Source organism: Streptomyces sp. NPDC002868, assembly GCF_055563295.1.
The window spans coordinates 19,891-41,658 of the sequence record NZ_JBVHDR010000025.1; the positions used below are offsets into that span (position 1 = coordinate 19,891).

The 21,768-nt window shown below is 69.3% G+C and carries 16 protein-coding genes and 3 pseudogenes; 10 read left to right on the forward strand and 9 right to left on the reverse strand.

Annotated features, from left to right (window positions below; translation table 11 throughout):
* Positions 1-119: 119 nt before the first annotated feature.
* From ACZ3H8_RS36865 to ACZ3H8_RS36875, 3 genes are all read right to left on the reverse strand, one after another.
* Entirely contained in the window at positions 120-308 is a 189-nt protein-coding gene (locus ACZ3H8_RS36865) for a CstA-like transporter-associated (seleno)protein (protein ID WP_467409253.1), read from the reverse strand.
* On the reverse strand, positions 305-2,443 hold the full coding sequence (locus ACZ3H8_RS36870) for a carbon starvation CstA family protein (RefSeq protein WP_467409255.1): 2,139 nt from the start codon (positions 2,441-2,443) through the stop codon (positions 305-307). Before ACZ3H8_RS36870 ends, ACZ3H8_RS36865 begins: the two co-directional genes overlap by 4 nt.
* Positions 2,444-2,536: 93 nt before the next feature.
* On the reverse strand, positions 2,537-2,761 hold the full coding sequence (locus ACZ3H8_RS36875; RefSeq protein WP_467409256.1) for a DUF3311 domain-containing protein: 225 nt from the start codon (positions 2,759-2,761) through the stop codon (positions 2,537-2,539).
* Between the two features lie 171 nt (positions 2,762-2,932).
* Here ACZ3H8_RS36875 and ACZ3H8_RS36880 point away from each other — a divergent pair, with 171 nt between their 5' ends.
* The 3 genes from ACZ3H8_RS36880 to ACZ3H8_RS36890 are packed head-to-tail and all read left to right on the forward strand — an operon-like array spanning position 2,933 to position 5,408.
* Positions 2,933-4,504 carry a sodium:solute symporter family protein gene (locus ACZ3H8_RS36880; protein ID WP_467409258.1) on the forward strand — a complete coding sequence of 524 codons (1,572 nt, stop codon included), beginning with the start codon at positions 2,933-2,935 and terminating at the stop codon, positions 4,502-4,504.
* On the forward strand, positions 4,501-5,106 hold the full coding sequence (locus tag ACZ3H8_RS36885; RefSeq protein WP_398990347.1) for an RNA polymerase sigma factor: 606 nt from the start codon (positions 4,501-4,503) through the stop codon (positions 5,104-5,106). The genes ACZ3H8_RS36880 and ACZ3H8_RS36885 overlap by 4 nt, the downstream gene beginning before the upstream one ends.
* Positions 5,103-5,408: a hypothetical protein gene (locus ACZ3H8_RS36890; RefSeq protein ID WP_467409260.1), complete on the forward strand. Its 306-nt coding sequence runs from the start codon at positions 5,103-5,105 to the stop codon at positions 5,406-5,408. Before ACZ3H8_RS36885 ends, ACZ3H8_RS36890 begins: the two co-directional genes overlap by 4 nt.
* 116 nt (positions 5,409-5,524) lie before the next feature.
* Here the strand turns inward: ACZ3H8_RS36890 and ACZ3H8_RS36895 are convergent, their stop codons facing one another.
* A complete protein-coding gene (locus ACZ3H8_RS36895) occupies positions 5,525-7,219 on the reverse strand; it encodes a hypothetical protein (protein ID WP_467409262.1) in 1,695 nt (564 codons plus the stop codon).
* Between the two features lie 301 nt (positions 7,220-7,520).
* On the opposite strand from ACZ3H8_RS36895, the pseudogene ACZ3H8_RS36900 reads away from it, so the two are divergent.
* Both ACZ3H8_RS36900 and ACZ3H8_RS36905 read left to right on the forward strand, forming a co-directional pair.
* Positions 7,521-8,211, forward strand: a pseudogene (locus ACZ3H8_RS36900) (NADPH-dependent F420 reductase).
* Positions 8,212-8,264: 53 nt separating this feature from the next.
* A complete protein-coding gene (locus tag ACZ3H8_RS36905; protein WP_467409263.1) occupies positions 8,265-8,435 on the forward strand; it encodes a hypothetical protein in 171 nt (56 codons plus the stop codon).
* An 896-nt stretch (positions 8,436-9,331) separates the two neighbouring features.
* Here the strand turns inward: ACZ3H8_RS36905 and ACZ3H8_RS36910 are convergent.
* Positions 9,332-10,138, reverse strand: coding sequence for a class I SAM-dependent methyltransferase (locus ACZ3H8_RS36910; RefSeq protein WP_467409265.1), 807 nt, complete (start codon positions 10,136-10,138; stop codon positions 9,332-9,334).
* Between the two features lie 269 nt (positions 10,139-10,407).
* Here ACZ3H8_RS36910 and ACZ3H8_RS36915 point away from each other — a divergent pair, with 269 nt between their 5' ends.
* Positions 10,408-11,655 carry a sensor histidine kinase gene (locus tag ACZ3H8_RS36915; RefSeq protein WP_467409287.1) on the forward strand — a complete coding sequence of 416 codons (1,248 nt, stop codon included), beginning with the start codon at positions 10,408-10,410 and terminating at the stop codon, positions 11,653-11,655.
* A complete protein-coding gene (locus ACZ3H8_RS36920) occupies positions 11,652-12,314 on the forward strand; it encodes a response regulator (RefSeq protein WP_467409267.1) in 663 nt (220 codons plus the stop codon). Before ACZ3H8_RS36915 ends, ACZ3H8_RS36920 begins: the two co-directional genes overlap by 4 nt.
* Positions 12,315-12,598: 284 nt before the next feature.
* Here the strand turns inward: ACZ3H8_RS36920 and nhaA are convergent, their stop codons facing one another.
* Entirely contained in the window at positions 12,599-14,488 is a 1,890-nt protein-coding gene (gene nhaA / locus ACZ3H8_RS36925; RefSeq protein WP_467409270.1) for a Na+/H+ antiporter NhaA, read from the reverse strand.
* Between the two features lie 695 nt (positions 14,489-15,183).
* Between nhaA and fusA the strand changes: the two are divergent.
* Positions 15,184-17,279, forward strand: a pseudogene (gene fusA, locus ACZ3H8_RS36930) (elongation factor G).
* Between the two features lie 407 nt (positions 17,280-17,686).
* Positions 17,687-18,460 carry a class I SAM-dependent methyltransferase gene (locus tag ACZ3H8_RS36935; RefSeq protein ID WP_467409271.1) on the forward strand — a complete coding sequence of 258 codons (774 nt, stop codon included), beginning with the start codon at positions 17,687-17,689 and terminating at the stop codon, positions 18,458-18,460.
* 28 nt (positions 18,461-18,488) lie between these two features.
* Here the strand turns inward: ACZ3H8_RS36935 and ACZ3H8_RS36940 are convergent.
* From ACZ3H8_RS36940 to ACZ3H8_RS36950, 3 genes and pseudogenes are all read right to left on the reverse strand, one after another.
* Positions 18,489-19,055: pseudogene (locus ACZ3H8_RS36940) on the reverse strand (transposase); the annotation flags it as partial.
* Positions 19,056-19,159: 104 nt separating this feature from the next.
* Entirely contained in the window at positions 19,160-19,531 is a 372-nt protein-coding gene (locus ACZ3H8_RS36945) for an HAD family hydrolase (RefSeq protein WP_467409274.1), read from the reverse strand.
* Positions 19,532-19,579: 48 nt separating this feature from the next.
* On the reverse strand, positions 19,580-19,984 hold the full coding sequence (locus tag ACZ3H8_RS36950) for a carboxymuconolactone decarboxylase family protein (protein WP_356228793.1): 405 nt from the start codon (positions 19,982-19,984) through the stop codon (positions 19,580-19,582).
* Between the two features lie 495 nt (positions 19,985-20,479).
* Between ACZ3H8_RS36950 and ACZ3H8_RS36955 the strand changes: the two genes are divergently transcribed.
* Positions 20,480-21,331, forward strand: coding sequence for an SAM-dependent methyltransferase (locus ACZ3H8_RS36955; RefSeq protein ID WP_467409276.1), 852 nt, complete (start codon positions 20,480-20,482; stop codon positions 21,329-21,331).
* Positions 21,332-21,768 lie beyond the last annotated feature (437 nt).

Consider the following 21,768-nt stretch of genomic DNA (forward strand, 5'->3'; position numbering starts at 1 on the left):
TGTTGGGGGGGGGTGTGGGGGCGGGGGGGCCGCCGGGGGGGGGGGGCGGGGGGGGGGGGGGTGGGGGGGGGGGGGGGGGGCGGCGCGGCCCGCCCCCCCCCCCCCCCACCCCGGATCGGTCAGCAGCAGCGGCTGCTCGGATGGGAGTCTTGATGCCGGGTGCGCATGTGCTCATACTCCCGGCGAGTCGGGACGGGGGCGTACGGATGGTGGCGGCGGTGCCGTTCGCAGTAGCGGTCGTACGCGGCCTCGCCGGTGAACTCCCGTACGTACCACCGCAGTCCGTCCAGCATGCGACGGAGCGTCATTCGCGGGCTCCGGCGAGCGCCTTACGGGGTTCCGGCACCTGCACGTCGATCTGCGAGGCGACGTACGGTACTTCGGTGGTCGGCAGCGGGGCGGGCGAGCGCAGTGCGCGGGCGCACACCACAGCCGCGTTGACCATCACGGTCACGACCAGCAGGAGGAAGAGGGCGATGAGGACGCCGTCGACGGTGGAGTTGGTGACCACCGTGTGCATGTCGTCCATGGTCTTGGCGGGAGGAAGGACGGTGCCGGCGTCGATTCCGTCGGCGTAGCGGGCCCGCTGGGCGAAGAAACCGACGCGCGGATCGTCGGAGAAGATCTTCTGCCAGCCGGCGGTGAAGGTGACCGCGACCACCCAGGTCAGCGGGACGGCGGTGACCCAGGCCCAGCGCCGTCGGCCGGACTTGACGAGGACGGTGGTGCAGACGGTGAGGGCGACGGCGGCGAGCAGTTGGTTGGCGATGCCGAAGAGCGGGAAGAGCTGGTTGATCCCGCCGAGCGGGTCGGTGGCGCCGGTGTAGAGGAAGTAGCCCCAGGCAGCGACGACCAGCGCGCTGGTGATCCAGATGCCCGGCTTCCAGTTGACGCGGCCGATCGGCTTCCAGACGTTGCCGAGCATGTCCTGGAGCATGAAGCGGCCCACCCGGGTGCCCGCGTCGACCGTGGTGAGGATGAACAGCGCCTCGAACATGATCGCGAAGTGGTACCAGAATGCCTTCATGGCGGCGCCGCCGAAGACCCCGGAGAAGATCTCCGACATACCGACCGCCAGTGTGGGTGCGCCGCCGGTGCGGGCGATCAGCGTCTGTTCCTCGACCGCCTTGGCGGCGGCGGTCAGCTGGTCGGGGGTGATGCTGAAGCCGAGGCCGGCCACGGCCTGGGAGGCGGATTCGGCGGTGGTGCCGAGCAGCCCGGCGGGGGCGTTCATCGCGTAGTACAGGCCCGGGTCGAGGACGGCGGCGGCGATCAGGGCCATGACGGCGACGAAGGACTCCATCAGCATCGCGCCGTAGCCGATCATCCGGACCTGGGACTCCTTCTGGATCAGCTTCGGGGTGGTCCCGGAGGCGACCAGGGAGTGGAAGCCCGACAGTGCGCCGCAGGCGATGGTGATGAACAGGAACGGGAAGAGGGAGCCGGCGAAGACCGGTCCGGTGCCGGAGGTGGCGAAGTCGCTCACCGCCTCGGCCTGCAGTTTGGGAGCTGCCACCAGGACACCGACCGCGAGCAACGCGATTGTGCCGATCTTCATGAAGGTGGAGAGGTAGTCGCGCGGCGCGAGCAGCATCCATACGGGCAGGACGGAGGCGACGAATCCGTAGCCGGCCAGGCAGAAGACGAGGGTCGTCGGGCTCCAGGTGAAGGTGCCCGCGAGTGAGGAGTTCTCGACCCAGCCGCCGCCGACGATGGCGAGGAGCAGCAGCGCGACGCCGATCAGACTGGTCTCGGTAACCCGTCCGGGGCGCAGGATGTGCAGGTAGAAGCCCATGAAGAGGGCGATGGGGATGGTCATGGCGACCGAGAAGGTGCCCCACGGGGAGTGGGCGAGGGCATTGACGACGACCAGCGCCAGCACGCCCAGCAGGATGATCATGATGACGAAGACCGCGATCAGCGCGGCCGCCCCGCCCACCTTGCCGATCTCCTCGCGGGCCATCTGCCCCAGGCTCTTGCCGTCCCGGCGCATGGACAGGAACAGCACCACCATGTCCTGCACCGCCCCGGCGAAGATCACGCCGACAACGATCCAGATCGTCCCCGGCAGATACCCCATCTGGGCCGCCAGCACCGGCCCGACCAGCGGACCGGCCCCGGCGATCGCGGCGAAGTGATGGCCCAGCAGCACCCGGCGGTCGGTCGGCTGGAAGTCGACCCCGTCCTCAAGGCGCTCGGCGGGGGTGGCCCGGCTGTCGTCGAGCTTCAGCACACGCCGGGCGATGAAGCGTGAGTAGAAGCGGTACGCGATGGCGTACGAGCCCAGCGCCGCGACCACCAGCCAGACGGCGGAGATCTCCTCGCCCCGGGCCAGGGCCACCATGCCCCAGGCGAAGGCGCCGAGCAGGGCGACACAGGTCCACAGCAAGATCGACTTCGGGTTTGCGCTGTTCATCCGGTTCGTGCGGACGGATCCGGGCATGGCGGCTCCTCACCTTGGCAGGCGAATAGACGTGATCAACGGGCGAGAGGTGTACGGGGAAACGGCTCGAGAGGTGTGCGGGACAGGGGCCGATCAGGGCTCGGGCGGGCGCCGGGTCAGCAGATACGCCGCGAGCATGGCGAGGCTGCACCCCGGCACCCAGGCGAGCTGGTACCAGTAGAAGAACGGCACCCCAGCCAGTTCCGGCCGGTCCTGCGCGTACCAGGGCACCCAGAGCAGGGCGACGACGGGAGCGACGAGGCAGGCGCCGGCCGCGACCCGGCGCCAGACGTGGCGGGGGAGCACGATCCAAACCACTGTGACCTCCTCATTCCTGTCGGTCTGTGCAAGAGTTGTCGGCGTCCGCGATTCGGTTGACAGCAAATTTCCAGAAGATTTCCCATGGTTTCCTGTCATCGCAACCGGCCCCCCGCGCAACTCGTAGGCGACAGGGCTCGCGCACTCCCAGGACACCAAGGACGGTGACCGATGACCGAAGGCCCCATGGCCGCGGCGTTCCTCGCCGTCATCGGTGGTGCGTCCCTGCTCGCCGTCACCGCCCGCCGACTGCACGCCAAGGACGACCTGCCCTCCCTGGAAGGCTGGGCGCTGGCCGACCGGAGCCTCGGCACCCTCTGGACGTGGCTGCTGCTGGGCGGCACGATCTTCACCGCGTACACCTTCGCCGCCGTACCCGGCCTGGTGTACGGCAACGGGGCGCCCGCCTTCTTCGCCCTCCCCTACACCGTGATCGTCTGCCCGCTGGCCTTCGTGCTGCTGCCCCGGATGTGGAGCGTGGCCCGGGACCGCGGCTACGTCACCGCCGCCGACTTCGTGCGCGGACGCTACGGTTCGGCGCCGCTGGCCCTGGTGGTCGCGCTCACCGGCATCCTCGCCACCATGCCGTACCTCGCCCTGCAGCTACTGGGCATCCGAGCGGTGCTCACCGCGGGCGGGCTCTACCCGAGTGCCGCCACCGGTGACCTGGTGATGGCGGCAATCTTCGCCGGTCTCGCGGTGGCGACCTACCGGCACGGTCTGCGCGCGCCCACCGTCATCTCGGCGCTCAAGGGCGTGGCGGTCTTCGGCTCGGTACTCGCCGTCTGCTGGCTCGTCCTGGCCCGGCTCGGCGGCCCCGGTGCGGTCTTCGACGAGGCCGCCCGCCGGCTCAGTGGTCCGGACGCCGGCAATGCCTCCCTCGTCCTCTCCCCGGACCAGCAGCCGGCCTTCGCCACACTGGCCCTGGGCTCGGCGCTGGCCCTGCTGATGTACCCGCACGTCCTCACCGCCGCCTTCGCCGCCTCCAGCCCGCGGGTCCTGCGCCGGGTCGCCGTCGCCCTGCCGGTCTGGACCGCGGTGCTCGCCCTCTTCGGACTGCTCGGCATCGCGGCGCTCGCCTCGGGCGTACGTGCCCCCGACGGCGGCGCCGAGGCCGCGGTCCCCATCCTGGTGGACCGCCTCATGCCGGCGCCGCTGGCCGGTCTGGTCTTCGGCGCGATCACCGTGGGAGCGCTGGTTCCGGCCGCCGTCATGTCGATCGCGGCCGCGACCTCGTTCGTACGCAATGTGTACGTCGAGTACTTCCACCCCACCGCCACCCCCAAGCGCCAGGTGCGGATCGCCAAGGCGGTCTCCCTCACCGCGAAGGCGGGAGCGGTCGCGTTCGTCTTCGGGCTGCGGGATCAGGACGCCATCAACCTCCAGCTCCTCGGCGGCGTCTGGATCCTTCAGGTCTTCCCCGCGGTGGCCATCGGGCTGTTCACACGCCGGCTGCACCACCGGGCGCTGCTCGCGGGCTGGGCCGCCGGGATGGTGTTCGGCACGGTCATGGTCGTACGGGAGGGCTTCTCGCCCGTCGTACCGCTCGGCCTGCCTGGCATGTCCGGTCATCCGCCGGAGATCTACGCGGGACTGGCCGCCCTGATACTCAATCTGGCGGTCGCGCTGGCGGGCACCGCGGTGCTGGACCGGATCGGCACACCCCGGGGTACGGACTCCACCGCACTGCCCCCTTGTCTGACAGCCAGGCACCGGCCCGGGACGGGAGCGAACAACCCATGAGACGCACCATCAGAAGCACGGCTGTCCCGCTGCCCGCGGGACAGCCGGTGGTGAATGGCGGCGCAGCCGCGGACAAGGCCCTGCCGCGCCAGGTATCGGCCGACCCGGTCGAACAGGAGCGGGAGGCGGCCGTCGCCCGGCTCTTCGACCAGCACTACGCCTCGATGCTCCGCCTCGCCGCGCTGCTGGGCGCCGACGACCCCGAGAACATCGTGGCCGAGGCCTACTACCAGATCTACCGGAAGTGGCGGAAACTGCGCGATGCCGACTCCGCGGAGGCGTATCTGCGCTCCACCGTCTGCAATCTGACCCGGATGCGGATACGCCATCTCCAGGTCGCCCGTCGGCACGCCGAGGCCCCGTCTGCCGACCCGGTCACCTCCGCCGAGAACTCGGCCCTGCTCCGCGACGACCAGCGGGTGCTGGTCGATGCCCTCCAGCAACTGCCCGCCCGGCAGCGGGAAGCCCTCGTGCTGCGCCACTGGCTCGGCCTCAAGGAAAGCGAGATCGCCGCGGCGATGGGCATTTCGGCAGGATCGGTCAAGACCCACACCGCGCGCGGCCTCGCCGCTCTCACCCAGGCGATGGAGGCACGGCGATGAGCACCACCCCGGGTGCCCCCGGTACCGAGAAGCAGCTCCGCGAGGCTCTCGAAGCCCTCGCACATCAGGTGCAGCCCGCCCCCGACGCCTATCGCGCCGCCCGCGGCGACTGGCTCCGCAGGGAACGCAAGCGCCGCCTGGTCCTGGCGGTCCTCATCACGGTCGTCTTCGCTCTCGCCGTACTGATCGGCCTCTGGGTCCTCAACCAGACGCCGTCCGGCTCCGGCGCGATCTTCAGCGGTGCCCACAGCCCGGTCGCCTCCGCATCCCACGCGCCGGTCCGGCCGGTCATCAGCCCATGAACGTCCCGTGCTGCACCGCAGGCGAGGCGGTGGGGGTTGGTGCAACGCTCGTGGCGGCGGCGGGGGTGTCGCGCGGGGTGCGACAACCCCGCCCACCGCCGGGCGGGTGTCAGGCGTCAGGCGCGTCGCCGCAGTCTCCTTGCGACGACGAACACGATCACGCCCACCCCTGTCGCCCCGATCGCGGTGAGTGCGACGGGGATCGTCGAGCCCGACCCGGTTGCCGCGAGGTCACCGGAGCCGCCGGTGGTCACGCCCTCCGTGCCCCCGGCCGTGCCGGAGCCTCCAGACGTCTGGCCCGTACTGCCTCCGCTCGTACTGCCTCCGCTCGTGCCGCCGACGGCCGCGGTGGCGGTGACCGTCAGGAAGCCGAGGTTGTTCCGCCCGGGAGCCGCCCTCCCCTGACTGAGGAACACCACTCCTCGCGCTTCGTCGAGTGTCCGGGTAGCTGTGAGCGTGAAGCCGAGTACGGGCTTGATGCCCGGCAACAGCTCTCCAGGGACCCTGCACCGGTACAGTGCGCCCGTCGGGACGGGAGCGTCGTCCTCGGGACCGTCACCGAACGTGGGATCCGTGTAGTTCTCCCAGTGCGTGGTGTTGGGCGTCGCCTTGCACCGCTTGTCGAACCCCAGCACCTTCAATCCGCGCGGGATCTCTACCATCACGGCCTCTCCGGGGCCGCGATACGTCGCCCGGCCCCGGTTGGTCACTCCGACGACGGCGGTGAACCGCTCGCCGACGCGCGTCTTCACGGTCGCGCCCGCGGCCGCCAGATCGGCCACCTGGCCCGTGTCGAACCCGACGATCACGGAGTTGTCGGAGCCGTCGATCTCGCGGGGCGGCGGTGCGGCCTGCGCGGCCTTCTGCTGCGGCTCGGGCGCGAGCTTCAGCACGCCCGAGGTGCCGCGCACGCCGCGGGGCTGCTCCGGGACATTCGGCAGCACCATGTACTCCAGCCTGCTGAACTCCTCGTACTTGCCCATGCCGATCTTCAGCGGCGGGGACAGCACGTGTCGCGCCGAGTCGGCCGGGAGCGGGCTGTTGAGCAGGCACACGGCGCCGACCTTCGGGGACTTGGCGTTCTTGGGGTCGCGGGTCTGGTACCAGCAGTTGGTGTAGCTGCCGAGCAGCTCCGCGCGGTCGTCGCCGTCGAAGCCCCAGATCCGCAGATAGGTGCGCGGCACGGTCTGGCTTCCCGCGTTGGACACCTCCAGCGGCAACGGAACACTCCCGCCGGCGGGCACCCGGATGCGGTACTGCGCCGGCGGAGTCAGCACCAGGTCGGCGGCCTCGGTGACCGTGACGGCCGTCGTGAGCTCGCTCTCCTTGCCGAGCGGGGTGTTGGCCGAGCGGGCGGTGTACGTGACCTGTCCCGTGGCGCCGTTCGCCGCGCCGGCCTTGGCACGGACTTTGTAGGAGTACGTGAAGTTGGGCTCGGCGTTCCAGCGCACTTCGACATCGCCGACCGGGCAGGTGGCGACCGCCCCCGCCACAGCACAGTCCGCTGCGAAGCGGAACTCCGCGACATCCTTGGCGCCGGTGGTGTCGATCACCAGCTCGACGTCCTCCACCAGATCCTGCTGGGGACGGACGTTGACGAACTGGATCTGTACATCCTTGAACCGGGCGTCGTTGGGTACCGCGCCTGTGCGGGCCACCTCGTGCTTCGGCGGTGCGTACACCGCGAAGTAGCCTTCCGGTGCGGGGTCGGCGGCAGAGGGCGGCGCGGCGGCCAGGCCGAGGCCCAGCACCATCGCGGCGCACCAGACCAGAGCGGCACGCGCCGCCCCGGTGGTCAGTCTCAGTCTCATGGTCGGCCTCTCAGCTGGCGCCGGGCTCGTGACTTCGGCCGATGGCCTCCGGTGGAGGAGGCGGGCGTGTCCGTGGCGGTCCGTCAGGCGCTGTTCCTTGCACATTTGACTCCCCGTCTGCCCTTGAGGTTGTACGCGCGTGACGGCCGGACACAGCCCCGAGCCCCGGGGGCGGGTCAACGTCACGCGCGGCGGCCCACGCTGCGACCCGATCATCTGCCGACCACGCCAAAGGTGGAAGAAAGCACCCCAAGTCGTAGGGACGGGGAATACGGCTGCCGTGTGTCCGGCTGTCATCAGCATGAGCACTCTTGGACTGATCGGCAGTGGACACATCGGCAGCACCCTCGCGAGGCTCGGCGTAGCCGCCGGGCTCGATGTGGTCCTCAGCAACTCACGCGGACCAGAGACCCTCGCCGACCTGGTGGCGGAGCTGGGCCCGCGCGCGGGCCGCGACACCCGCCGAGGCGGCGGCCGCCGGCGACTGGGTCGTGGTCACCGTCCCGCTGAAGAACTACCGCCAGGTGCCGGTGGCGCCGCTGGCGGGGAAGGTCGTTCTCGACACGAACAACTACTACCCCGAGCGCGACGGACGGATCGCCGAACTGGACTCGGAAGAGACCACCACCAGCGAACTCCTCCAGCGGCATCTGCCGGACGCCAAGGTCGTCAAGGCGTTCAACAACATCTTCTTCGCGCATCTGGCCGCGCTGACCCGGCCCCCCGGCGCTGCCGACCGCTCGGCGCTGCCGATCGCCGGCGATGACCCGGAGGCGAAGGCCGCCGCCACCCGGCTGCTGGATCTCCTCGGATACGACGCCCTGGACGCGGGGCTCCTCGCCGACAGCTGGCGTTTCCAGCGCGACACCCCGGCCTATGTCGTTCCGTATGCGAAGAACCCGCAGGGTCGCGGCATCTCCATGGACGACCCGGGAGCGAGCGCGGACGCCGCAACGCTGCGCGCGGCCCTGGCCGCGGCCCAGCGCGGCTGAGGAGCGACCGAGCAGGCCTGAGCTTGTCCTACCGTCCAGGCGTAGGTCTGAGGTTGAGTCAGTTCCTGACCAACCACGGCGTGGCGGAGGCCGAGCGGCGCACTCTCACGCTGCTCGCCTGTATCGACGGGCTGATCTGCGACCGTTTGGTGGCCGGCGGGAGAGTGCCGCGCGAGGAGATCCAGGGGCTGGTGGCAGCGGCGCTGAGGGAACCCGACCCGTAGGAACCAGGTCAAAAGCGATTCCGTCACAGCGGCATGAAACCCACACACGCCGCGTTCAGCGCGCTCCCCGCCCTCCTCTTACTTGCCGCCTGCGGGCAGGAGACAGCTCCCGGCCGTACGGCCACACCCTCCCCGCAGCGTTACGAGGTGCGTGCGACCGTCCTGCAGAACACCTCGCACGGGCCTCAGCTCTGCTGGGCGGTCAAGGACTCCCTGCCCCCGCAGTGCGGCGGTCCAGACGTCGTCGGCTGGAAGTGGGACGCCGTGAAGTCCGAGACCGTGCGGGGCGTGACGTGGGGGTCCTACCTCCTCACCGGCACCTGGGACGGCACCCGCTTCACGCTCACCGAGCCCGCGAAGGCAGGCAGCGCCAAAGGGAAGACCGACACCAGCACGAGTAAGGAGCCCGACTTCTCGCCACCCTGCACACCGCCGTCCGGCGGGTGGAAGCCCATCGACCGGTCGAAGGTCACCGACAGGGCAAGCGAACGCGCCTTTCAACTCCATGACGACGACGCGGAGTTCGCGGGCGGCTGGATCTACGAACTCCCCGCCCAGGGAACCGAGCCTGACCAGACCCTCCTCATCATGCGGTTCACCCGGGACCTGCCCCGCCATGAGCGGGAGATCCGCAAGGTCTGGGGCGGTCCTCTGTGCCTCACGACGGCCAAGCACTCCCAGACTGAACTCCGTAAGGTCTCCGCGCAGTTGGGGGACCTGCTTCCGCACCTCTACACAGCGGGCACGGATGTCGTACGCAATGCCGCGAGCGCCCGGATCCTGCTGGTCACCAAGGACATCCAGCGGGACATGGACCGGCGGTTCGGGCCGGGCATGGTGCACCTCGAAGGGGTGATGCACCCGATCGGCGAAGCGGCGGCCGTGCGCCTTCCGCCTCATGCACCGGTTGCAACCTCGCTGTCGTTGTCCGGGCCGTGGGTGACGCGGATTTTGGACTGGCCGTGCGGCAGTTCCTCCCAGTCGGTCATGAAGCGGGCCGCCAGGCCGTGTTTCTCGGCCAGGGCGATGAGTGTCTCGGTGCGGTAGTAGAAGTCCTCCCGCAGCACCTGGTGCTCCTTGCCCTCGGTGCGGTCGAAGGTGAAGTCGAACCAGCCACCCGGTGCCAGCACCCGGCCGACGTTGGCCAGGCACTCCTCGATGACCGGGAGCGGGGAGTGCGAGAAGACACTGTGCGCGTGCACCACGTCGAAATGGGCATCGGGCAGGAAACGCAGGGTCAGGTCGCGGACCGGGGTCAGCGTGGGCAGCCGTTTCTGCAACCCCACGCGCACGATCGTGTCCTGCGCGGCGGCGAGGATGTCGGGTGAGATGTCGATGCCGTAGTAGTGCCCCGGCTCCAGGTGCCGGATGAACCGCCAGCCCGCCCGCAGGTTGCCGCACCCGATCTCCAGCATCCGGTGCTCGGGGCGCAGACCGTGGCCGAGCAGGTAGTCGAACTGCATCGCCCCCAGTGCCAGCCACCGCTCGTGACTGCGGCTGCCGACCGCCGCGTCCGGGTCGGCGCGGGTGTCGGACCGCATCACCGCGCGGTAGTACGAGATGTGGTCCGGCCAGCGGTGGCGCAGCCACGCGTTCCGTGCGGCGCGGGCCATGTGGCGCGGAACCCGCTCGGGGTGGCGCAGTGCGTAGGCGATGCGGTGCCCGAGGGCGGCGCGGTTGACGGTGACGTTCTTGGCAGGCACGCGGTTTGTTCTCCTCGTTCGGTGCGGACGCTGCGGCCGGGCCGCCGCGCCTGGTGGGTCTGGATGCCAGTTTCGGTGCACGGGCCGGAGCCTGATGCGGCTGACCGGCTCCGATGCGGGGGCGGTTCGGGGGATGGTGGTATCAGCCGATTGGAGGTTGCGGTGCTGCGTCGGGCACGTTGGACTGTCGGCGAGGAGAGGCCGGGTGGGGCGATGAGGAGGCCGTCGGTGCGGCACGGTGAACGGTCACGTCGGTTGTGCGCTCTGTGATGGCGGCGATCGGGCGTTGGTACCCGGGGGAGGGCGAGCGGGACGATCCGGACGGGCGGTGGTTGACGGCGGTCATGCATGCCGCGTTCTTCGTGCTGTTGGGCTCCTCGCTCGCCCGCTTTCTGACCCGTGATCAGGGCGACACGCGCACCGTATGGGTCGTCGCGCTGTTCGTCGTCTTCTGCCTGCTGTACGTCATCGGACGGCTGCTGGCACCCGCGCCGCGCCCCGGCGCTCGGCCCACCGCCCGGCATCTGGCCTGGCTGGGTGTGGTGTCGGCCGTCTGGATCGTCCTGCTCGCCCTCGCGCCGAGCGCCACGTGGTGCGCGATGCCGCTGCTGTTCGCCGGCCTGCACACGCTGCCCGCGCGGATCGCGGTGCCGGTGGTGGCCGGGCTCACCGCGCTGGTCGTCGCCTCCCAGATGCGGGTGTCACAGGGCACGCTCAATCTCAACATGGTGCTCGCCCCGCCGGCCATCGCCGCGGTCGCCACCGCCGTCCTGGTCCATCTGCAACGCCAGGCGGCCCGGCAGCGCGTCCTGATCGACGACCTGGTCCGCACCCGCCGTGACCTGGCTGCCACCGAGCGGCGAACGGGCATCCTGACGGAGCGGCAGCGGCTGTCCACGGAGATCCACGACACCCTCGCGCAGGGCCTGTCCAGTCAGCAGATGCTGTTGCAGGCCGCCGAGCGCATCTGGCGGGCGGACCCGGACACGGCCCGCGGGCACATCCGGGACGCGGCCGAGATCACGTCGCGCAGCCTTGCCGAGGCCCGCCGGTTCGTCCACGACCTGGCCCCGGCCGATCTCGCCGAGCGCACCCTGGCCGAGGCGTTGAACGCGCTCGCAGACCGCGAGAGCGGCGCGGGGCTGACGGTGGTCTTCCGGCTCGACGGCACCCCGGGCCCACTGCCGGAGCGGGTCGAGGCGGCGCTGCTGCGCATCGCGCAGGGCGCGCTGGCCAACGTGCGCGAGCACGCCGCGGCGACGCGGGCCGCGCTGACCTTGACCTGCCTGGACGACCAGACCTCGTTGGACATCGCCGACAACGGCCGCGGCTTCGACCCGGACGGCCCGCCGGTCCCCGAAGCGGGCCGGGCGCGCGGGCACGGGCTGCCGGCCATGCGCATCCGGGCGAGGCAGTCGGGCGGCGCGCTCACCGTCGAGTCCACGCCGGGCGAGGGCACCGTCGTATCTGCCGCCATCCCCCTCACCATCGACGCCCCCAGGGAGACCGCGCCGTGAGCCCATCGAAGTCCTCCTCGCCGATCCGGCTGCTGCTGTGCGACGACCATGCCGTGGTGCGTGCCGGGCTGCGTGCGCTGTTGTCCAGCACCGACGGCATCGAGGTGGTCGGTGAGGCGGGCAGCGGCGAAGAGGCGCTCGCGGTGGCCGCCCGTACCCGGCCCGACGTCGTGTTGATGGACCTCCAACTCGGCGGCGGCATGGACGGCGTGACGGCCACCCGGCACCTGTCGTCAGATGGCGGAGAGGGTCCCGACACGCTGGGCCCACGCGTGCTGGTGCTCACTATGTTCGACACCGACGCCGACATCACCCGCGCCATCGAAGCGGGTGCCGCCGGCTACCTGCTCAAGGCCGAAGGGCCGGAGGAGTTGTTCGCGGCGATCCGCAACGCGGCGTCCGGCCGCACCGCACTGTCGGCTCCGGTCGCCGACCGGGTGTTGGCCCAGATGCGCAGTCCGCGCCCCGCCCTGTCCGAGCGCGAGCGCGACATCCTCCAGCAGTTGGCGCGCGGCCTGGGCAACCGGGAGATCGCCCGAGCCCTGTTCATCAGCGAGGCCACGGTCAAGACCCACCTGGGACGGATCTACGGCAAGCTCGGGGTGGAGACCCGAGCGGGGGCGGTGGCGGTCGCCAAAGAGCAGCGATTGCTGCCGTGACGCCATCCCCGCCGCCCCTGCTTCTCCTTGCCCACGACCTCATGTCCCCGGCGGGATTGGCAACCGTCCTCGATGGAGCCATGCGGCCGGTGCAGCCCGACGCGCGAGGTCCTCGCGACCCACTGGCCGGACGACAAACCGAAGGAGCACACGTACGGCATGGGCAGCCTGTGCGCCGCCTCCGACGGAATCGCCAACCCGTGGCATGTACTCGACCTTCGACGCCCCATGCGAGAGCAAGGTCGTTGAGCTGCCAGGGTCGCAGCAGGAAGCCACCCCCAGGACTATGGCCGTTGGACGGCTACGCGTTGACGGGCTGTTCGTACCGCGTTGGCCAGGTGGGTGATGTCGTAGGCGCCGTGGTGGCGTACTCCGTTGATGAAGAATGTCGGTGTCCCGGACACGCCGCTGAGGTCGGCGGATTCCACGTCCTCGGCGACCCGCCCCGAGCCGATTCGGTTTCGCAGGTCTTGCTGGAAACGCTGGGTGTCCAGACCGATCTCTGACGCGTAGCCGACGAGGTCGGATGCCCGCAGGGCGTCCTGGCGCTCGAGGAGGAGGTCGTGCATTGGCCAGAAGGCGCCCTGTGCGGCCGCGGCTTCGGCTGCTTCTGCGGCCAGTTGGGCGTGAGGGTGGACGTCGGTCAAGGGCAGATGCCGCCAGACGTAGCGGACGTCGCCGAAGTCGGCGAGGAGCGCGCGGACGACGGGTTCAGCCTGACCGCAGTAGGGGCATTCGAAGTCGCCGTACTCGACCACCGTGACCGGAGCGTCCGGACGCCCGCGGATGTGGTCGCGCTCGGCGTCGACGGGCGCGGCCAGGTCGACGATGGCCTCCGTCGCGCCCAAGAGCGCACGCATGCGTGTACGGCGCGGCAGCAGTCCGATCACTGCTGTGACCGCGCAGGTGAGGGCGAAGGCACAGACGACCGCACCGAGGATGCCGATCTTCGCTTCTTCCAGTTGGTCGCCGGTGAAGGCGAGAGTCGCGATCAGCAGGGACACGGTGAATCCGACGCCTGCGATGGTGCCGCCGGCCGCTGTCGCACCCCAGCCGACCGGCGGACGTGTCCGTCCATGGCTCAACCGGCTTGCCAGCCACGATGTACCGAAGACCGCAACCGGCTTGCCCAGGACGAGGCCGAGCAGGATGCCGAGAGTGACTGGTGAGTGCACAGCGCTCGACAGCTGCTCGGAGCCGATGGGGATGCCTGTGTTGGCCAGTGCGAACAGCGGCACGATCACATAGCTGGTCCACGGGTGGAACATCCGCTGCAGCCGCTCGTTGGGCGAGATCGCCGACGCCAGCCCCTGCCGTACGGAGCGCTCGAGCTCCGGCGTCGGCTGCTCACGGAACAGTCGGAACAGGAAGCTCGCGCGCTCCAGGTCGCTGCGGGCCGCCGGGTACGCGTTCGTGAGCAGCCCAATGGCCAGACCGGTGACGACAGGGTCGACGCCGGACTTCAGCAGTGCCGTCCATGTCGCGATGGCGAGCAACGCGTACACCGGACCTCGGCGCACTCCGGCGGCCCGCACCAGCAGAATGACGCCGAAGATGCCCAATGCCACCACAAGGGCGGCCACGGAGATGCGGTCGCTGTAGGCGATCGCGATGACGCAGAGCGCCACGAAGTCGTCGACCACGGTGACTGTGAGGATGAAGGGGCGCAGGCCCGCCGGCAGGCGCCTGCCGATCAGGGCGAGCATGCCCAGTGCGAAGGCGGTGTCCGTGGACATCGCGGCGCCCCAGCCGTGCACGGAGGCGTGGCCGCTGTTGATGCCGAGGTAGATGGCTACTGGTACGAGCATGCCGGCGATGCCGACGAGCAGGGGCAGTGTCACGCGACGGCGTTCGCGCAGCTCGCCCATGTCGAACTCTCGGCGTGCTTCAAGTCCGACGACAAAGAAGAACAGCGTCATCAGACCGTTGTTGACCCACTCGCGAAGGTCGAGCGACACGCCGTGGGAGCCGAGCTCGAGCGACAGAGGCGTGCCCCAGAAGGACTCGTAGGAGTCCGGCCCGATGTTTGCCCAGGCAAGCGCCGCCAGCACTGCGGCCAGCAGGAATGTGGCACTGCCCGTCTCGGTCCGCAGGAAGTCGCGCCACGGCGTTCGCATGTCGTCGCCGCAAACGGTCTGCCCGGACAGGCTGGGAGCCGCTGAGGGTTCGGTCACTTCACGATTCTCTCCCGCGTCCAGCCGTCGAGCCTGCTGTCGCGCGCCGTTGGAACGCCGCCCGTTCCAGCTATGTGGTGAAACCATGGCGCGTGCCTGGTCACGGCTGACGGTGACCGGTCGGTCCGTCGGGTACGACGTCATGCGTATGGGCCGGGCTGGGTGTGGCATCCGCTGTCACATCTCCGGCCTCCTGCGCCTGGGCGAAGAGGGCAGTGACGGCTCCTGACAGGAGTCGACGTGTGTCGCACGCACGCCACCGGGCTTGCCGAGTGGACCGTCAGCCATGCCTTCGAGCGTGGACGACCGGTTCTCCTCAGCGGATCCCGTTGCCGGAAAAAAATGCGGTGCTCCGGCCACCCCCAGTTCCATACACTCGCCACGAAACGCGCTACAACATCGCAGCGCGCGCCTTGACGAGTGAGGGGAGCCGGCCGTGCGTCACCGCACCGCTGTCGTTGTTCCCCAGTCACGGTACGAGGTGATCCTGGTGTCTTCGCCTGTCCGGCGTCGGCTGCGCGGCCGGCGCCGGATCTCCGCGACGAACGCCTGACCCCTGTCTGTCCGGCCTCGACCAACGCCTCGGAACATCCCGAGGCGTTGCGCCGCCTGGGGGTTCGGGCGTGGCCTGAGGGCAGGTCTCCGTCCGGGAAATCGCGCTGACTTGCTGTCGGTCATTGCGAAAGGCCAGAGTTGTGCGCACCGAACACCTTCACTTCAACAATCCGCTTACCGGCGTCCGTAATCTGGGCATCCTCGCCCACGTTGACGCCGGCAAGACCACCGTCACTGAACGGATCCTGTATGTCACCGGCGCCACGTACAAGCGTGGAGAGGTCCATGACGGTACGACCGTCACCGACTTCGATTCCCAGGAGCGCGATCGTGGAATCACGATCTTTGCTGCTGCGGTGAGTTGTGACTGGGACGGCCACAGGGTCAATGTGATCGACACTCCCGGCCACGTCGATTTCTCCGATGAGGTGGAGCGCTCGCTGCGTGTGCTCGACGGCGCCATCGCGGTGTTCGACGCCGTTGCGGGTGTCGAGCCCCAGAGCGAGTCGGTGTGGCGGCAGGCCGACCGCTACGGGGTGCCGCGGATCGCATTCGTCAACAAGCTGGACCGTGCCGGTGCCGACCTGGACCTGGCGGTCGAGTCGATCCGGGAGAGGTTGCATACGGTTCCGCTGGTGGTCCAGATGCCGATCGGCCAGGAGGACGGGTTCATCGGCGTGGTGGACCTGCTGCGTATGCGCTCGCGAGTCTGGTCCGACGGCTGCGACACCTTCGAGGACGGTCCTGTGCCGGAGACCTTGCGGGAAGAGGCATGCCGGCGGCGCCGGCTGCTCGAGGAGGTGGTGGCTGAACTCCACCCGGTCGCGTTGGAGGAATTCTGTGCAGAGTCGACGGTCTCCGCGCGGACACTGGCCGCCGCACTGCGGGATCTGACACTCGCCGGTGACGCCGTGGTGGTGCTGTGCGGATCTGCCTACCGCAATCGTGGGATCGAGCCGCTGTTGGAGGCTGTCGTGGCCTATTTGCCCTCGCCGCTGGATGTGCCGTCGGTGCGTGGCACCGTCGACGGCTCGGTACAGGAGCGGGTCGCCGACCCGGCGGCGCCGTTCGCCGCACTGGTGTTCAAGGTGAACTCGACCGCCACGGGGCGGCTGACCTACCTGCGGTTGTATTCGGGAACGATCGGCAAGGGAGAGGCGGTGTTGGATGTGGAGGCCCGGCGCACCGAGCGGATCAGCCGGATCCTGCGTGTGCAGGCCGACCGGCACGCGGAGGTGGAGCGGGCGGTTGCCGGGGACATCGTCGCAGTGGTCGGAGTGAAGGCGGCACGCACCGGCGCCACGCTCTGCACACCCGCAGCGCCGTTGATCCTCGAACCGCCGAGGGTGGCCGATCCGGTCGTCTCCGTGGCAGTGGAGGCACGCAGGAGCATCGACACCGACCGGTTGGCGTCGGCGTTGGCACGACTGGTTGAGGAAGACCCTTCGCTGACGGTCCGGACTGACCGTGAGACCGGTCAGACGGTGCTGTCGGGCATGGGCGAGCTGCATTTGGAGGTCGCGGCGGAGAAGATGCGTCGCGCCCACGGGCTGGATGTCAGCGTCGGCCGGCCGCAGGTGGCCTATCGGGAGACGGTCGCCCGCGGGGTGTCCGGGCTGGTGTACCGCCACGTCAAGCAGGACGGAGGCGCCGGCCAGTTCGCCCATGTCGTCCTGGATGCGGAGCGGTTGGACGCCGCAGGGCTTGACGGCAGCGGCAGCGCGGTTGACTTCGTGTTCCACTCGACCGTTGTTGGCGGACGTGTGCCGACGGAGTACGTCCGGGCGGTGGAGGCCGGTGCCGGGATGCTCTGGCTGAGGGCCCCCTGGGCGGTCACCCGGTCACCGGGCTGCGGGTCACTCTGACGGACGGGGCAACCCATCCCAAGGATTCCTCGGAGATGGCGTTCCGTACCGCCGGTCGGCTCGCGTTGCGGGAGGCACTGCGCGCCTGCGCGATGGTGCTGTTGGAACCGGTGGCTGAGGTCACGGTCACTGTGCCCGACGACGCGGTGGGCGGGGTCCTCGGCGACCTGGCGGCACGGCGCGGCCGGATCTCGGGCTCGACCGCCCGGGCAGGCACGGCAGTGATCACCGCGACCGTGCCGCTGGCCGAGTTGTTCGGCTATGCCTCCCGGTTGCGTAGCCGAACCCAGGGCCGGGGCACATTCACCAGCCGGGCCACCGGCTACGCCCCGGTACCAAGCGGCGCGCCCAAGGGGATGCCGTCACGGTAGACCCCATTGATGGCCCCGCCCGTGTAGGGGCGGGGCCATCACTGTTGACGGAGGCGGACGAACACTTCACGGCTCTTTCTTCGTCACAGGCGATGTCATGGAATGACTCACGGCGCGCCCAACGTGCACTGGCCGGTTGCAGCGTGCCCTGGGTGTTGGCGCCTTGCCCACGTCAAGCGAACCTCGGCTTGGAACGAGGCGCGCAACGACTCACACAAGCAGGTCCGCGCTGGTTTCGACGACGTCTTCACCCGCGGGGTGTGGCGCGGCCCCCCGGACGCCCACTTGTTCCGACTCAGCGGCCCGGAACCCGTCCAGACTCAGGTCACCAGTGTGATGCGCCCGAAATCCTGAGGGTAAGTGGCGAGGGCCTGTCCGGCGGATCATGTGACAACTAGGCTGCGACGATGGAACGCGTAACCGACGTACCCGAGAGCTTCGCCCAGTCTGCAGATCGGGACCTGGTGAATGACTACGACAGTTTCGCCGAGGCGTACTCGGCGGAGAACGAGAACAACCTCGTGAACGGGTACTACGAGCGGCCCGCGATGGTAGCTCTCGCCGGAGACGTGGCCGGCCGTCGGATCCTGGACGCCGGTTGCGGCTCGGGCCCCCTGTCCGCTGCACTACGCGACCGCGGTGCGGTCGTCACCGGCATCGACGCCAGCGCCGGGATGCTGGCGTTGGCAAGGCGGCGGCTCGGTGACGACGTAGCCCTGCACGTGGTCGACCTGAGCGACCGCCTGCCGTTCGCCGACGGTGCGTTCGACGACGTGGTCGCGTCGCTGGTGCTGCACTACCTGGAGGACTGGGGGCCGACGCTGGCCGAGTTGCGGCGAGTGCTCAGGCCCGGCGGCCGGCTGATCGCGTCGGTGGACCACCCTTTCGTGGCCTACACGATCCAGGATCCTCGGCCCGACTACTTTGCGACCACCAGCTATACCTTCGACTGGACGTTCAACGGGCAGTCCGTCCCGATGAGGTTCTGGCGCAGGCCATTGCACGCGATGACCGATGCTTTCACCACCGCCGGTTTCCGCCTTGCTGTCATCAGCGAGCCGCAGCCCGACCCGGCCGCCCGTGAGCTGTTCCCCGACGACTTCCATGACCTTTCGACCAAAACCACCTTCCTGTTCTTCGTCGTCGAGGTACCGCCGTCGGCTACCGGCTCGGACGACTAGGGGGTGTCTCCCCCTAGCCAGTCGCGGATCACGAGCGGAGCCAGAGTCGGATCGAGGCGACGATGACGGTGCCGTGGAAGATGTAGGCGCGTTTGTCGAACCTCGTGGCCACAGCCCGGAAGCTCTTCAGGGCGTTGATTGTCCGCTCCACTTCGTTCCTGCGCTTGTAGATCCTCTTGTCGAAGCCGACGGGTCGGCCGCCCTTGCTGCCACAGGCTTGCCGGTTGGCCCGCTGATTCTTCGGCTCGGGGATGGTGTGCTTGATCTGGTGCTGTCTCGGGTAGCGACGGTTGCGGCGGGACGAGTACGTCTTATCGCCGCCGAGGTGGTCGGGCCGGGTGCGCGGGTGTCCGCCGCCCGGCCGGCCGACGCGGATGCGTTCCATGACCGGGATGAGTTGCGGGGCATCGCCCCACTGGCCCGGGGTGACCAGCAGGGCCAGCGGGCGGCGCCCGGCTTCACCGACGAGGTGGACGACGCCACGCAGGAGCTGCACGCCATGCCCACGAGCAATCGCGCCCCGGGACCGTGGGTCTTCCAGCCGTCGAACTCGACGACGAGGTGCAGCGCCTCGTCCCGCATGCCGACGCGCTCGCGGCGGTATCGCGCTGTACCGATCCGCAGTCGCCCAGACCTGTCACGGGCCGATGGTCGTCGGCCGGGCTCCGCGGGGCGTCGCCCCGCTCCCCGCTCCCCGCTCTACGCGCCCGGCAGGTGAGGCAGTAGCTCGGAGATGCTGTTAACGATCACCGACGTCCCTGCGCGCACCAGTGCGCCGTGCTCGATCTCGCTGCGCGCGTAGCCGAGAAAGGCGACTCCGGCCTCCCGAGCGGCCTGATAGTCCGCGACCGAATCCCCGATCATCAGGGATTCGGCCGCGGTCGAGCCTGTGATCTCCAGGGCTCGCCTCAAGCAGTGCGGATCCGGCTTGAGCAGTTGCGGGTCGGGCATACGACCGTGAACATGCTCGCCGAAGTAGTCCGTAAGCTCCATGCGCCGGAGATAGAACCGGACGGCACTCGCGGAGTGCGCGGATCTGGAGGATGCCGTCAGCTGCCCGGTTCTGATCAATGCAGAGCAGGAACGGACCCGGCTACGGATAGCGGATGGCGGAGCCGTTCACTCCGTAACCGGCAGCAACCCGCGTTCGGCGAAGACCTTCTTGGCGACGAACGTTGCGTTGAGGGCCTTGGGCATGCCGCAGTAGACGGCGGAGTGCAGCAGGGCCTCAACGATCTCGTTCGGTGTCAGGCCGACGTTGAGTGCGGCGTTGACGTGGACCTCCAGCTGGGGCTCGCAGCCACCGAGGGCGGTGAGGATGCCGAGCGTGACCAGCTGGCGGTCGCGGGGCGCGAGCCCCGGGCGGTCGTAGATGTCGCCGAATGCCCAGGCGACGACCTGATGGCCCAGTTCGGGCGAGACATCGGCCAGCGAGTCGATGACACGTTGGCCCGCTTCGCCGTCGACAGCGGCAAGCACCTTCATACCGCGCTCGAAGCGGTCTTGCCTGGTCTCGGCCGACATGTGCACTCCTTGTTTCGGCTTGTTCAGCGGGCAGGCGTCCTGGTGATTAATCCGTTACTGGCTGCGATTGGACGATAGGTCTTGGAGAGCGCTCGAAGTCAAGGCCGATCCAGCTCGGAAGCATGCTGGGGGAGACCATTGGGTTCGTTTGGTGCGGCGGGTGGTGCTGCAGCCCGAGCGGCATCTACGGGGGAGTGACGACCCCAGGGCTTCCAGCCGATGCCGGGCTCCTGCGGTCAAGCCCAGATCGTTGCCGTGTACCGCCGTTGAGCCGTTCCTGTTCCGTAAGCTCCGCGCGGCTTGCGGCACGTGCGGGGGCGTGAGCCGATCTGCGGGCGGGCGTTCAACCGCGGTGGCGTTCGTTCCGCCAACGTCCCTTACACGCCTTCCCGTTGGTCGATCGGCAATCACTCCATCGGGATGGGGACCAGAGGGTAGCCTCGCCATGATGGAGCCAGGTCCTTGTGCCCTTGCGGGAGAAGCGGAGTGCGCGCTGTGGTCAGTGACAATCGGTCCGAGGCGACCTCGATACCCTTCGACGTGCCGACCTCGGCGCGGGCCTATGGCTGGATGCTGGGGGGCAAGGACAACTACGACATCGACCGGGAGTTCCTCCTCTCAACCCTGCCGGACTTCCCCGAGTGTGTGGACATTGCCAGACAGAACCGCCAGTTCCTGTACCGGGCAGTGCGCTACCTGGCGCGGGAGGCGGGGATACGCCAATTCATCGACATGGGGTGCGGGTTGCCCACTGACAACAATGTGCACCAGGTCGCCCAGCACTTCGCGCCGGACGCCCGCGTCGTCTATGTCGACATCGACCCGATCGTGCTGGCGCACGGCCAGGCGCTGCTGGCCGACGATGCCACCACCGCGGTGATCACCGGCGATATGCGCGACCAGCAGGCCATCCTCGACCATCCCGACGTGGACCGGCTGATCGACTTCAGTGAGCCGGTGGCTGTGCTGTTCCTGTCGGTGGTGCACCACCTCAGCGATGCCGACACTCCCCGCCGGGTCCTTCGGACGATCATCGACCAGGCAGCACCGGGCAGCTACTTGGGCCTGTCGCAGGTCGTCTCCGACGACCCGGCCACGTGCTCGGAAATGACCGCGCACATCTCTGGGCGTGGCATCCCCTGGCAGACCCGCACCCCCGCCGAACTCGACGGCTTCCTGGACGGGCTGGAGCCGGTAGAGCCGGGCTTGGTGAACTTGGCGGACTGGCGCCCTGACCCCGACCAGCCGCCGCTTGCCCCGGTGCACGCGGCCCTGACCTCCTACCTCGGCGCCACCAAGCTGAACCAACGCGTTTACGAGTACGGCGGGGTGCTCCGCACGTCTTGAGGTCGGGTGACATGGCGACCGGGGCACGGCCTGTCATGCCTTCGCAGTTCGCCGAGGCGGGCATCCTCCTCCCGAAGCACCAACGCCACTGATCGAGTTCGTGCCCGCCCTCTCGGGTCGGGACGCGTGCTGCGTACGTCGGCAAGGAAAGCGGCGAATGGATCACTTACGACAAGGCCGGCGAAGAGTTCAAGCGGAGGGACTACCGCGACTGAACCAGTGCAGCAGGTGCCGAAGCGGGCGAGCAGCCCGTTGAGGGAAGCCGGGGTTCGTTGTCGGGATGGGATGTTCGGCGGGCTCGCGTTGTGGGTGGTTGCGGGCGCAGCCCCTCGTACCTGAGGGAGATCCGGAACCAGCCACCTTCGCGAGCATCGAACTCGTGCACCTGGCTGCTCATGCGGTCATCGCGTCTGCATCGAGAAGCGCCCTATAGACGG